Source organism: Glutamicibacter sp. BW78 (assembly GCF_002332245.1).
Classification (GTDB): domain Bacteria; phylum Actinomycetota; class Actinomycetes; order Actinomycetales; family Micrococcaceae; genus Arthrobacter_H; species Arthrobacter_H rhombi_A.
Genome location: NZ_NRGU01000008.1, coordinates 187440 through 200501 on the forward strand (window position 1 = coordinate 187440; position 13062 = coordinate 200501).

Here is a 13062-nt window from a genome sequence, read left to right on the forward strand (position 1 = left end):
TCAGGCGGTGCCGCTGCGGGCGAGCACATGTATTCCGGCTTCCAAGGGCCCCCGCCGACCGGCCCACTTCAGCCCGATGCCCACCAGCAGGGAACCGACCACAAAGCACAGGTACAACCCCAGGCGCGGCATGCCTGCGGTGACGGTGCTCAGCAGGTCCAGGGCGACCAGATGCCCCGCATACAGTGTTAATGTCGCGGAGCCGGCCCCGGAGAGCGGCCAAAGCAGGGCGTCGCCGGCCAGTCCGAGTAGCGCCGATAAGGCCATGGCCAGCAACTGGCAGAGGCCCAGCACGGCGAGCGCTGTCCCGGCCACATGCAGCAGGTCCAAAGGCGTGCTGCTATGCGGGGCAGAAAGGGCGAACCACCAGGGGGTCCCTTCAACCCCCTCCAGTCCGTGCCCGGAGAGCAGCGCCGCATCGAGCGGCAAACCGTTCGCCTCGGTGATCGCCCCCAGCGTTCGTAGCGCCTGATCATTCGCGCCGATCAAATGGTCCGAGAGGGCCCGGGCCGCCCACGAGAGTAAGGCGCCGCCGACGGTCAAAGCCAAGGCGACCGGAGGCAGGGAGAGCCGGCAGCGTCCCACGGCCAGACCCAGCACAATGAACCCCGTCCACACCAGCACCGGGTAGTAGCCGGTGATGAACAGATCGGCGGTTAGCGATGCCGGACGCAGGAGGTCGCCCAGCCCGGGGGAAGGGCCCACGGTGGCGGGGGAGATCCGGGAAGTGGCCAGCGGGAGCAGGAGGTACCAGAGGACGGGGGATAGTAGCAGCCAACCGACCGCGGAGAACCAGAGGGTCCGCAGGCGCAGCCCAAGGAATAAGGTAGCGATCAAAAACAGCGCACCGTAGTGCACCAGGATGACTGCCACATTCGTGTTCAACGCACCGCAGCCCAGCCCGATGACGGTGATCAGCACGGCGCGTACCAAAATCGAACGCCGCCCGGATTTGAGTCGGGTGCCGGTATGGGGTCGGCTTCCCCCGGTGAGCAATGCCAAGCCGACACCGGCGAGGATCGCGAAGAGGGCGGAGGACGTCCCGGCGAAGATGGTGGCAGCCCAGGTGGCGTGGACGGCCCCGGACTCATCGGCGCGGGTCAAGGGCATGATGTGGGTGGCCATCATGCCCAACAGGGCCAGTCCGCGGGCCACATCGACCCCTACGATCCTGCCGGCGGGGGCGCTCGCGCTCTGACTGGGCATGGGCTCCTGGAAGATTGGATCGGGCGGCTGGGGTGCCGGGGACTCAGGGACGAATATACCAAGACGAGCCAGCTGGATTTGCGGTGTACGACGGCGGAATCGGACTCGCGTCGTCATCCTCGGACGCGGGCGCGTCATCTTGGTCACGTGGCGCGTGGACAGAGCGGAATCGCGGTAGCTCCGGGGTAACGTGGTGCCATGCCTACCCCGGAATCCAACACCCCGCGTCATGATGCCATCTTCGGGAACCTGGGGACCGCCATGGTCACCCCGTTCACGTCAGCCGGAGAGGTCGACTACGACCAGGCAGCGGCCCTCGCCACCAAACTCGTCGATGAAGGGTGCGATAACCTCGTGGTCACCGGGACCACCGGGGAGACCTCGACTCTGACCGACGAAGAGAACGTGGGGATGTTCCGCACCGTTGTTGAGGCAGTGGGTGATCGCGCGAAGATCATCGCCGGTTCAACCACGAACGACACGGCTCATTCGATCCAGCTCTCCCAGGCCGCAGCGAAGGTCGGCGTGCACGGGCTGCTGGTCACGGCGCCGTATTACAATAAGCCCAGCCAGGCGGGGGTACAGGCCCACGTCGAGACACTCGCCTCCTGCACCGATCTGCCCGTCATGGTCTATGACATTCCCGGCCGTACAGGGATCTCCATCAGCACCGAAACCCTGATCCGTCTGGCAGAACACCCCAATGTGGTGGCGCTGAAGGACGCGAAGGCCGACTACCAGGCCACCACCCGCGTATTGGCCAACACCGACCTGGACGTGTACTCCGGTGACGACGGGCTGACGCTGCCGCTGATGGCCGCCGGCGCGCAGGGCGTCATCTCCGTGACCGCCCACGTCGCCACCGCCCGCTACCGCCGTCTGGTCGACGCCTTGCTGGCCGGCGATCTGGCCACCGCCAGGGCCCTGCACTTCGAGCTGGACCCCATCCAACGCGCCGTCATGTCACATATCCAAGGTGCTGTGGCGGCCAAGACGGTCCTGAAATGGCAGGGGGTCCTCTCCAACGCGATCGTGCGTCTGCCGCTCGTGGAGCCGACCGAAGAGGAAACGGCACCGATTCGTGCCGACCTCGCCGAGGCAGGAATCAAGCTCTAGGAAAGGTGCCCCGATGAGCGAAACCGGCGTCGTTCCGGATCAGGAAACTCCTCCGAACCCGCCACCACCGCTGGCCCCCGATGTCCTGCGGATTGTCCCGCTGGGCGGGATCGGAGAAATCGGCCGGAACATGGCCGTCTTCGAGATCGGCGGAAAACTGCTCATCGTGGACTGCGGGCTCCTCTTCCCCGAGGAGCACCAGCCCGGGGTGGACGTCATCCTGCCGGACTTCGACTACATCCGCGAGCGCATCGACGACGTCGTCGGGGTCGTGCTCACCCACGGACACGAAGACCATATCGGCGCCGTGCCCTACCTGCTGCGGTTGCGCGAAGACATCCCACTGATCGGTTCACGGCTGACGCTGGCCCTGATCGAAGCCAAACTGGTCGAACACCGCATCACTCCCGTGCTGGTCACCGTCGAAGAGGGGCAACGCCAGAGATTCGCCGGCTTCGACTGCGAATTCGTGGCAGTGAACCATTCGATCCCTGACGCGCTCGCCGTCTTCATCCGTACGAACGCCGGCACCGTATTGCATACCGGTGACTTCAAGATGGACCAGCTTCCACTGGACGGGCGCATCACCGACCTGAGGTCGTTCGCCCGCCTCGGCGAAGAGGGCGTGGACCTGTTCATGTCCGACTCCACCAATGCCGACGTCCCGGGTTTCACGACGGCCGAACAGGAGATCGGACCGGTCCTGAACGACCTCTTCTCCCGGGCCACCCGGCGCATCATCGTCGCCTCCTTTTCTTCCCACGTCCACCGCGTCCAACAAGTGCTCAACGCCGCGGCGGCGCACGGCCGGCAGGTGGCTTTCGTGGGCCGCTCCATGGTGCGAAATATGGGCATCGCTGCCCAACTGGGCTACCTGGAGGTGCCCGAGGGAATCCTCATTGACCTCAAACAAGCCGACCAGTTGCCGGAAGACCGGGTCGTGCTGATGTCCACCGGCTCCCAAGGCGAATCCATGGCCGCGCTCTCCCGGATGGCTAGCGGTGAACACCGGGTCTCCGTCGGCCGCGGAGACACCGTCATTTTGGCCTCCTCGCTGATCCCCGGCAACGAGAACGCCGTTTTCCGGGTGATCAACTCCCTGATGGCCCGGGGCGCAGACGTCGTGCATAAGGGCACCGCGAAGGTCCATGTATCGGGTCACGCGTCAGCCGGTGAACTGCTCTACTGCTACAACATCCTGCGGCCCGGCCATGCCATGCCCGTACACGGTGAAACCAGGCATCTGCTGGCCAACGCCCGTATTGCCGAACAAACCGGCGTTCCCGCGCAGAACATCCTGGTCACCGAAGACGGGGCAGTGGTCGATCTGAAAGACGGGGTGGCCCGGCGGGTCGGGACCGTGAACTGCGAACTGGTCTACGTCGACGGGTCAGCAGTGGGGAGCATCACCGAAGACGACCTTCATGACCGCATTGTTCTGGGCGAAGAAGGGTTCATTTCGGTTATTTCGGTCATCAGCCGGCAGAACGGAACAGTTCTCTGCGGGCCGGAGATCCACTCCCGCGGGATCGCCGAAGATGAGGCGGTGCTCGAATCCATCAAACCGGCCATCCTCGCGGCACTTGCCGAGGCACTGGCGAAGAACCCCGCCTCAACCACCCACCAATTGCAGCAAGTCGTCCGCCGGACCATCGGTTCTTGGCTCGGCCGGACCCTGCGTCGCAAACCGCTCATCATGCCGGTCGTCCTTGAGGCCTGAAGGCGTGTGAATCCGGGGTTTTGACCCCTGGATCCTGTACGGTTGCGCATATGGCGACCCGTACTTCCCCCACCCCGACGAAGGCCTCCGGCCGCAAACCGGCGGGCAAGACACCAGCGCGCGGAAAAACGGGTACCGGTTCCACGCGTCAGGGCGGGACGAAGCCAGCGGAGAACACCACGCCTGCCGAACAGGACATCGCCCTGCCGTTGCGCGCCATTCGGGGCCTATGGATGGGGTTGGCCCGTGTGGTTGGCGGTGCCTTCCGCAAGATCGGGCAGGACGTTCGTCCCGACCGGGACATCCGTCGGGACGGGACGGGGCTTTTCCTCGTCGTCATCGCCGTCATCGTGGGCAGCGTTGAATGGTGGGGACTGCGCGGGGTCGGTTGGTACGGAACCACCGTGCACAACATCTTCGGCGGATCGCTGGGCTTCATGGCCTCGCTTTTGCCACTGGTGCTGTTCATCGGCGCCTACCGGCTCTTCAGGCGTCCCGCAGAAAACCGGGCCAATAACCGGATCGGCATCGGCCTGACCCTAGCCACCTTGTCCATCGCCGGCATCGCTCATATCGCTGCCGGATTGCCGACCCTCGATCAACCGCTCAACGCCCTCTGGGCCGGTGGCGGTGTCGTCGGGTTCCTCATCACCGTTCCCTTGGCCGGACTGCTGACCAAATGGGGCGCCCTGGCGATCATGATCGCCGGTGCCATCCTCAGCGTGATGATCATGACGGCCACCCCGTTCCGACATATTCCGGCACGCCTGCGCCAGGGATACGAATGGATCATGGGCCAGCCGGAACCCGGCTCCGAACCTGCCGAACACCACGAGCAAGCCGCTTCCGAGCATGACCAGAGCTACCTCTATGCCGATCAGGGGGGCGAGGGAGCCCGCCCCAAGCGCAGCCGACGCTTCGGGAAGGCAGCCAGGGCCCGCCAACGCGAGGAAGACGACGCCGCAGCAGCCACCGAAGGCCTCACCGGCGATGAAGCGTATGACAAAGCGGTCATCAACGACCACGACACAGCCACCAAACCGGTTCCGGAGCCGAAGATTCCGCCGGGAGTGCGCCGCCCCACGGCCTCCGAGAAGGCCATGGAGAAGGTCAAGAACGACGTCGGATTGGGGACCCCCGCTGCTGCTCAGGGCGGGGAGCCGGCCACCGAGGCGCTGGACACGACCGCGATCAACGGCATGCTGGCCGGAGCCGGAAGCCCGGCAGCTCCCTCAGTCGTGGCCGTCAACCCGGTGGCCCAGCCGGCACCGTTGACGCCGATCCCTCAGCGCACCGAACAGCTGCAGCTCTCCGGCGACGTGGCCTACACGCTGCCTTCCTCTGAGTTCCTGCCGGCCGGCCCCCCAGCGAAGGAACGCTCCGAGGCCAACGACGTGGTCGTCAAGGCCCTGACCGACACCCTCGACCAGTTCAAGGTCGAGGCTCACGTCACCGGCTTCAGCCGCGGTCCGACGGTCACCCGCTACGAGATCGAACTCTCTCCGGGAACCAAGGTCGAGCGCGTGACGGCCCTATCCAAGAACATTTCCTATGCGGTCGCCTCCTCCGATGTCCGCATCCTCTCGCCGATCCCGGGCAAGAGCGCCATCGGGATCGAGATCCCGAACGCCGATAAGGAAGTCGTCGCCCTCGGCGACGTGCTGCGTTCGAATGCCGCCCGTAAGACGGAACATCCCATGGTCATGGGTGTTGGCAAGGACGTCGAAGGAGGGTTCGTGGTCGCGAACCTGGCCAAGATGCCCCATATGCTCGTCGCCGGTGCGACCGGTGCCGGTAAGTCGGCCTTCGTGAACTCGATGATTACCTCCATCTTGATGCGCGCCACCCCCGATGACGTGCGCATGGTCATGGTCGACCCTAAACGGGTGGAACTGACCGCCTATGAGGGGGTTCCCCATTTGATCACCCCGATCATCACGAACCCGAAGAAGGCGGCAGAGGCGTTGCAGTGGGTCGTCCGGGAGATGGACACCCGCTACGACGACCTGGCGAACTTCGGGTACAAGCACATCGATGACTTCAATAAGGGGGTACGCAACGGCAAGGTGGTTCCCCCCGAAGGCTCCAAACGCGTATTGAAGCCCTACCCGTATTTGCTGGTGATCGTCGATGAGCTGGCCGACCTGATGATGGTTGCCCCACGTGACGTCGAGGACTCGATCGTGCGCATCACCCAGCTCGCTCGCGCCGCGGGGATCCACCTCGTGCTCGCCACGCAGCGGCCCTCAGTGGATGTGGTCACCGGTTTGATCAAGGCCAACGTACCCTCGCGTATGGCGTTCGCCACCTCCTCGGTGACCGACTCACGGGTGGTGCTGGACCAGCCAGGAGCCGAGAAGCTGCTCGGCCAAGGCGATGCCCTCTTCCTGCCGATGGGGGTTTCCAAACCGATGCGTGTCCAGGGTTCCTGGGTTACCGAATCCGAAATCCATCGGGTGGTGGAGCACGTCAAGGGCCAGCTCACGGCCGTCTATCGCGACGATGTTGCTCCGGAGGCCGCCCCCAAGAAGGAGATCGACGACGATATCGGCGACGATCTCGAAGTCCTTCTGCAAGCCACCGAATTGGTCGTCACCACACAATTCGGTTCGACCTCGATGCTCCAACGCAAGCTACGCGTCGGCTTCGCCAAGGCCGGACGGCTCATGGACCTGCTGGAATCACGCGGAGTCGTCGGCGCGTCCGAAGGTTCCAAGGCCCGCGACGTCCTCGTCCAACCAGATGACCTTCCGGCCGTACTCGCTGCCATGAGGGGGGACACGCCTCCGGCCAGTGCTGAAGACGCCGCGCCGGCGGAGGCAGCTCTGGTCGAAAACGCCAACGCGAACCACGTGGGCACCGATCTCGTTGCAGAAGATCTTGCATCACGGACACCGGTCACCGAATATCACGACGAAGACGATGATGACTCCGGTTCGGAAGACGCCTGGAACCTCACTGGACGGTAACCTGAAGGGGTGACTGATACACCAGCAGGACAGGCCCCCGGCCACGTCCCAACCCTAAACATCGCCAACGTTCTGACGACTCTTCGGATCATCATGGTTCCCTTCTTCGTTTGGGCGCTGGTGGCCGATGACCAACAGCACGCGGCGCTGAGATGGATTGCCGTCGGACTTTTCGTCGTGGCCATGTATACGGACAAACTCGACGGAGATCTGGCCCGCAGTCGCGGTTTGATTACCAACTTCGGTAAGATTGCCGACCCCATCGCCGATAAGCTCCTGCTGGGGGCCGCCCTGGTGACCCTGTCCTGGCTGGGTGAACTGTGGTGGTGGATTACCATCGTCATCCTCGTGCGAGAACTCGGAATCACGGTGCTGCGCTTCGCCGTAATCCGCCGCGGGGTCATGGCTGCCTCACGCGGCGGCAAGCTCAAGACCGTCACCCAGACGGCGGGTCTGTTCCTCTTGTTGTTGCCGTTCACCCCAGCGATCACGTGGCTGTCGATAGTGGCCCTCGTCGTTATTCTGCTGGCTGTGCTGATCACCGTCTACACGGGGATCGACTACATCATCCAAGCCGCACGGATGGCTCCAGCCAGCCCAGGAGGAACGACGTCGTGACCGGCGTCAGCCCCCTGCCGGTGGCCGAGCGGATCATTTCGGAGGCAACCCTGCGCGGAGTGAGCGTAGCCACCGCCGAGTCTCTGACCGCGGGCTGGATCGCCGCGGCCGTGGCCGATGTTGCTGGAGCCTCAGCTGTGTTGCGCGGGGGTGTGGTCAGTTACCATAACCAGGTCAAACAGGAGGTCCTGGGGGTCGAAGAGTCCTTACTGGAAGCCCGGGGATCCGTCGACGCTGAGGTGGCGCGACAAATGGCCGAGGGAGCACGCAGAGTCTGTACCAGTGACGTCGCGGTTTCCAGCACGGGGGTTGCCGGTCCCGAAGTCCACGACGGCAAGGCAGTGGGTACGGTCTTCATCGGCTATGCCAGTACCGCCGGAAGCGGTTCGCTTGAATTCCGGTTCACCGGGGGGCGACAGGCGATCCGTTCCCAGGCACGCGATGCAGCCTTGGAATGTCTGATGGATCTCATCGAGGAAAAGTGACCCTCCCCAACTGCCCGAGAGCACTGGCTGTTGGGGCAGTTTTGTGACTAGGCTAGAGGCTGGGGAACAAAACCGGGGTCCCGTGAGTTGAAAAAACTACAGGGTCCATGACAGGACTCATCGGCCAGGGACACTTGGCACAGGATCAAAAGGAGTAAGGCGATACACATGGTCAAGCAACCCGTATCCGTAAACGGCATCGTCCGTTGGCGAGATGTGGGACTGACAGAAGATGCCCATCGCGAGCATAAGGAGCCCAAAATGGTAGTACTCCGCCACGAGATTGGGGACGTCCTGAGGGATGTCCGCCAGCGTCAGGGCAGGACCCTACGCGAGGTTTCGCATAATGCCCGTGTTTCCCTTGGTTACCTCTCCGAGGTGGAGCGTGGACAAAAGGAAGCATCGTCCGAACTGCTCTCATCCATTTGCGGAGCTCTGGATGTTCCACTGTCCTTGATGCTTCGCGAGGTCAGCGACCGGGTCGCAATGGCCGAGGGTGTCGACATTCCAGACACCGTGCCGTCCGATCTCACCAACGAATTCGCTACGGTCCTCCCCGAGGACTGGACCGAAGGCCTGGCTCAGGGAATGGCCCCGACCCACTAGGGGCGGAGCGCAACCGAACGCCACCGCAGCGAGGCAGCCGTTCATACGGCTGCCTTGCTGCTGTTAACGGGTGTTCTCAGCCGCGGTCATTCAAATAGGAACCATTGAGCTTGGTCAGCAAGGCGGCCAATGACAGGAGTTCCTCATCTGGCCAGTCGGCGAGCAGGTCGCGGAAGATGTGCTGGCGTGAGGTCTGCGCCGCCGCCAGTTGCTGCGCCCCGGCCCGGGTCAAGGTGATCGACTGGGCGCGCCCATCCGCAGGATCGGCAACCTTGGCCAGCACACCCAGCTCCTCCAGCATTTTGACCTGACGGCTCACCGAAGGTTTGCCGACACCGATCTCCGCGGCTAGCTCCGTCAACCTCAGGGTGCCGCGGCGCTGCAGTGCCGCCAGCAGGCCGTAAGCTCCGGGCTCCATATCGGGATGGACTTGTTTGGCGACCTTATTGCCATTGGACCGGGCCCGACGCCAGAGGAAGCTGAGTTGCTCCTCCATGTCATGGATGGCTCGGGTGCGCTGGGCCACTGCATCATCTACGGGATCCGGTTCATTCATGGCACCATCTTAGGGTCGGAAGGACCAACCCGTGGAAGAATGGACAACGTGAGACTCAGTGATTTCTGGCGCCTAATGGACGACGAGTTCGGAGCCGGCTACTCCCGCGTGCTGGCCTCGGAACTGGTTCTGTCCGAGCTGGGAGGCCTCAGCGCCCAAGCGGCTCTATCCTCGGGGATCGAACCCCGCCTCGTGTGGTCGGCCATCTGCGAAAAACAGGATGTTCCGCCCTCGCGACGACTCGGTCGCGATATCGCCCCGAAGAAGTAATCGGCGATGACACGCCGACCCGTTGTTCGAACATGTGTTCGGAACAGCTGTAGGCTGTCCACAGAGACATGGCACGGGTGGCAGACCGGGGTTCTCCACAGGGACGACGGCCCGCACCAAACTGTCCGGTGCGGCGCATACCGTGTGAAACAGGACGACAACAGGCCGTAGGGCCGCAACACAACCGAGGTGAATGATGGCCGCAGCAATGGACCGCGAGAAGGCTCTCGAATCAGCGCTGGCACAGATCGACAAGCAGTATGGCAAGGGGTCGGTGATGCGTCTGGGAGACGATACCCGAGCCAGGATCGAGGTCATCCCCACCGGCTCGATCGCCATGGATATTGCCTTGGGTATCGGCGGACTGCCGCGGGGTCGCGTCGTGGAGATCTACGGGCCGGAATCATCGGGTAAGACGACCTTGGCACTGCACGCGGTGGCCAACGCACAGGGCAACGGAGGCATTGCGGCCTTCATCGATGCCGAACACGCGTTGGATCCCGAATATGCCAAGAAGCTGGGCGTTGACACCGACGCCCTACTGGTTTCCCAGCCGGACACCGGCGAACAGGCGCTGGAAATCATGGACATGCTCATCGGCTCCGGCTCCCTTGACGTCATTGTCATTGACTCGGTGGCTGCCCTGGTGCCACGCGCCGAAATCGAAGGCGAGATGGGCGATAGCCATGTGGGCTTGCAGGCACGCCTGATGAGCCAGGCATTGCGTAAAATCGCCGGGCGTCTGAGCCAGACGAAGACCACTGCAATTTTCATCAACCAGTTGCGTGAAAAAATCGGTGTCTTCTTCGGGAGTCCCGAAACCACCACCGGTGGCAAGGCGTTGAAGTTCTACGCCTCCGTGCGGATCGACGTCCGTCGCATCGAGACGCTCAAGGAAGGCACCAACCCGGTAGGAAACCGGACCCGTGCCAAGATCGTCAAGAATAAAATGGCGCCACCGTTCAAGCAAGCAGAATTCGACATCCTCTACGGGGTGGGGATCTCCCGTGAAGGCGGCCTCATCGACATGGGCGTCGAAGAAGGCTTCGTGAAGAAATCGGGTGCTTGGTTCACCTACGACGGTGACCAGCTCGGCCAGGGCAAGGAGAATGCGCGTAAGTTCCTGCGTGACAACCCGGACCTCGCCGACGAACTGGAACGACGCATCAAGGAAAAGCTGGGGATCGGTGCCCTGCCCCCGGAGGAACCGGGTGACCCGCAGTTGCGCGCTGTGGGCACTGACTCCTAGGCCAGGGGACGCGACGAAACGCCGGCCCGGACGGGGTGGCAATGGAGGAGGACAACGCAGTCATGGTGAGCGGTGACCGGGGTGGGGGAGCCCTGTTCCCTCCAGAAGATGCCGAGCACCTCGAATCAGGTGGCGAGCACCAGGCGGGGCAGGAACCTGGTGGTCGGGGCGATGAACGGCGACGCCGGGGAACCGGACGGGCCCCGGAGGCTGACCCGGAGTCTGCGGCACGGGCCATTGTTTTGCGACAGCTCACCGGCTCGCCGAAGAGCCGCAAGCAATTGGCCGACAAACTCTTCGAACGAGACATCCCGGATGAGATCGCCGAGAACATCTTGGATCGCTTCGAGGAACTTCAACTCATCGACGATGCGGCCTTCGCCGATGCCTGGGTGCGCAGTCGCGCGCGCACCCGGGGGCTGTCCCGAAGCGCGTTGCGCCGCGAACTGCGAGATAAGGGCATTGCCGAGGAACTCTCAGCTGCCGCGCTGGAACAGCTCAGCGGCGAAGACGAGGTGGAGATGGCTCGCGAACTCGTGGAAAAGAAGGTCAGATCCATGCCGGCAGGCTTGGAGCGCGATAAGGGCGTCCGACGACTAGTGGCGATGCTCGGACGCAAGGGATACAGCTCGGGGATCGCCTTCCGCGTCGTCAACGAGGTGTGGCCCGACGCCCGAGGCTAACCCGCCGCGCCCCGTCCAAGCCGAGTTCCTCCGGCTCCATGCGTTCGGTACTCTGGGGGGGTGAGTTTGACCATTCCCAGCCCCGATTCAGCCCCGACCGTCGACGAAGCACACCGTAGCTACGAGGTGCGCACCTACGGTTGTCAGATGAATGTCCACGACTCCGAGCGCTTGGCCGGACTCCTGGAAGAAGCGGGTCTGGTTCCCAGCCAGGACCCGGATACCGAAGCCGACGTCGTCGTGTTCAATACCTGCGCCGTCCGGGAGAACGCCGATAATAAGCTCTACGGGAACTTGGGCCGCCTGGCCCACGTCAAGGAAAAGCGTCCCGGCATGCAGATCGCTGTCGGCGGTTGCCTCGCGCAAAAGGACCGCGAGACGATCTTGCGCAAGGCCCCCTGGGTTGACGTTGTCTTCGGAACCCATAACGTCGGTTCCCTGCCCACGCTCCTCGAACGGGCCCGGCATAACAACGAAGCTCAGTTGGAGATCCTTGAATCCCTGGACGTCTTCCCCTCGACCCTTCCCACTAAACGCGATTCGGTCTACGCCGGCTGGGTGTCGATCTCGGTGGGCTGTAACAACACGTGCACCTTCTGCATCGTCCCGTCCTTGCGCGGCAAGGAGCGCGACCGGCGGCCCGGTGACATCCTGGCCGAAGTGCAGGCGCTGGTTGACGATGGTGCCATTGAGGTGACATTGCTCGGGCAGAACGTGAACTCCTATGGCGTTGAATTCGGAGACCGTCTGGCCTTCGGCAAATTGCTGCGTGCCTGTGGCCAGATCCCCGGTCTCGAGCGGGTCAGGTTCACCAGTCCTCACCCGGCTGCCTTCACCGATGACGTCATTGACGCGATGGCCGAAACACCCAATGTCATGCCGCAATTGCATATGCCGTTGCAATCGGGATCCGACCGGGTCCTCAAGGACATGCGCCGCTCCTATCGTTCGAAGAAGTTCCTGGGAATCCTGGACCGGGTTCGTCAACGCATGCCTGAGGCAGCCATCACCACAGACATCATCGTTGGTTTCCCCGGGGAAACCGAGGAGGACTTCCAAGCAACACTGGACGTGGTCGAGCGATCGAGGTTCTCCAGTGCCTTCACCTTCCAATATTCCAAACGACCCGGTACACCAGCGGCCGAATTGGCCGATCAACTGCCTAAAGAAGTCGTCCAGGAACGCTACGAACGGCTGACCGCACTTCAGGACCGTATTTGCGCTGAAGAGAATGCCCGCCAACTCGGCCGTGAGGTTGAAGTCATGGTCACCGCGCAGTCAGGTCGCAAGGCCGAACAGACCCATCGGCTGTCGGGGCGTGCCCGCGACCAGAGACTCGTGCACTTTTCCGTCCCCGACGGTGCCGAAGCCCCCCGGCCCGGGGACCTCGTGAGCGTCACCATCACGGAAGCCGCTGCCTTCCATTTGGTGGCCGATCCGACCACTGCTGGCGAATACCATCTGCGTCGTTCACGCGCCGGCGACGCGTGGGACCGCTCGCAGGAAGAGTCCTGCGGCACCGGTCAGGGGGCCGCCGGTCAGGGAGTCTCCCTGGGGATGCCCGCTCTGCCCCCGCGTCGCTAG

At 63.5% G+C, this 13062-nt stretch carries 12 protein-coding genes; 10 read left to right on the forward strand and 2 right to left on the reverse strand.

What is annotated here, in order from left to right:
- Positions 1-1206 carry a heparan-alpha-glucosaminide N-acetyltransferase domain-containing protein gene (locus CIK75_RS01715; protein ID WP_158225854.1) on the reverse strand — a complete coding sequence of 402 codons (1206 nt, stop codon included), beginning with the start codon at positions 1204-1206 and terminating at the stop codon, positions 1-3.
- A 198-nt stretch (positions 1207-1404) separates the two neighbouring features.
- On the opposite strand from CIK75_RS01715, the gene dapA reads away from it, so the two are divergent.
- The 6 genes from dapA to CIK75_RS01745 all read left to right on the forward strand — a co-directional run bounded on the left by dapA (position 1405) and on the right by CIK75_RS01745 (position 8720).
- Positions 1405-2322 carry a 4-hydroxy-tetrahydrodipicolinate synthase gene (dapA, locus tag CIK75_RS01720; RefSeq protein WP_086997364.1) on the forward strand — a complete coding sequence of 306 codons (918 nt, stop codon included), beginning with the start codon at positions 1405-1407 and terminating at the stop codon, positions 2320-2322.
- Between the two features lie 13 nt (positions 2323-2335).
- Positions 2336-4042 (forward strand): ribonuclease J, encoded by a 1707-nt coding sequence (locus CIK75_RS01725; RefSeq protein ID WP_096223013.1) that lies wholly within the window; start codon positions 2336-2338, stop codon positions 4040-4042.
- A gap of 50 nt (positions 4043-4092) precedes the next feature.
- Positions 4093-7011 carry a DNA translocase FtsK gene (locus CIK75_RS01730; protein WP_096223014.1) on the forward strand — a complete coding sequence of 973 codons (2919 nt, stop codon included), beginning with the start codon at positions 4093-4095 and terminating at the stop codon, positions 7009-7011.
- A gap of 9 nt (positions 7012-7020) precedes the next feature.
- Entirely contained in the window at positions 7021-7629 is a 609-nt protein-coding gene (pgsA, locus tag CIK75_RS01735) for a CDP-diacylglycerol--glycerol-3-phosphate 3-phosphatidyltransferase (protein WP_096223015.1), read from the forward strand.
- Complete coding sequence (locus CIK75_RS01740; RefSeq protein WP_096223016.1) at positions 7626-8114, forward strand: CinA family protein; 489 nt, start codon at positions 7626-7628, stop codon at positions 8112-8114. Before pgsA ends, CIK75_RS01740 begins: the two co-directional genes overlap by 4 nt.
- A 168-nt stretch (positions 8115-8282) precedes the next feature.
- The gene (locus tag CIK75_RS01745; protein ID WP_086997352.1) at positions 8283-8720 is read left to right on the forward strand and encodes a helix-turn-helix transcriptional regulator; all 438 of its coding nucleotides are present in this window, start codon (positions 8283-8285) and stop codon (positions 8718-8720) included.
- Positions 8721-8796: 76 nt separating this feature from the next.
- Here the strand turns inward: CIK75_RS01745 and CIK75_RS01750 are convergent, their stop codons facing one another.
- On the reverse strand, positions 8797-9276 hold the full coding sequence (locus CIK75_RS01750) for a helix-turn-helix domain-containing protein (protein ID WP_086997349.1): 480 nt from the start codon (positions 9274-9276) through the stop codon (positions 8797-8799).
- A gap of 48 nt (positions 9277-9324) precedes the next feature.
- On the opposite strand from CIK75_RS01750, the gene CIK75_RS01755 reads away from it, so the two are divergent.
- The 4 genes from CIK75_RS01755 (at position 9325) to miaB (ending at position 13062) form a co-directional block, all read left to right on the forward strand.
- A complete protein-coding gene (locus CIK75_RS01755; protein WP_096223039.1) occupies positions 9325-9546 on the forward strand; it encodes a DUF3046 domain-containing protein in 222 nt (73 codons plus the stop codon).
- A 196-nt stretch (positions 9547-9742) separates the two neighbouring features.
- The gene (gene recA / locus CIK75_RS01760) at positions 9743-10795 is read left to right on the forward strand and encodes a recombinase RecA (RefSeq protein ID WP_086997461.1); all 1053 of its coding nucleotides are present in this window, start codon (positions 9743-9745) and stop codon (positions 10793-10795) included.
- Between the two features lie 41 nt (positions 10796-10836).
- Positions 10837-11478, forward strand: a complete 642-nt coding sequence (locus tag CIK75_RS01765; protein ID WP_343251882.1) for a regulatory protein RecX — start codon at positions 10837-10839, stop codon at positions 11476-11478.
- A gap of 60 nt (positions 11479-11538) precedes the next feature.
- The gene (gene miaB, locus CIK75_RS01770) at positions 11539-13062 is read left to right on the forward strand and encodes a tRNA (N6-isopentenyl adenosine(37)-C2)-methylthiotransferase MiaB (protein ID WP_096223017.1); all 1524 of its coding nucleotides are present in this window, start codon (positions 11539-11541) and stop codon (positions 13060-13062) included.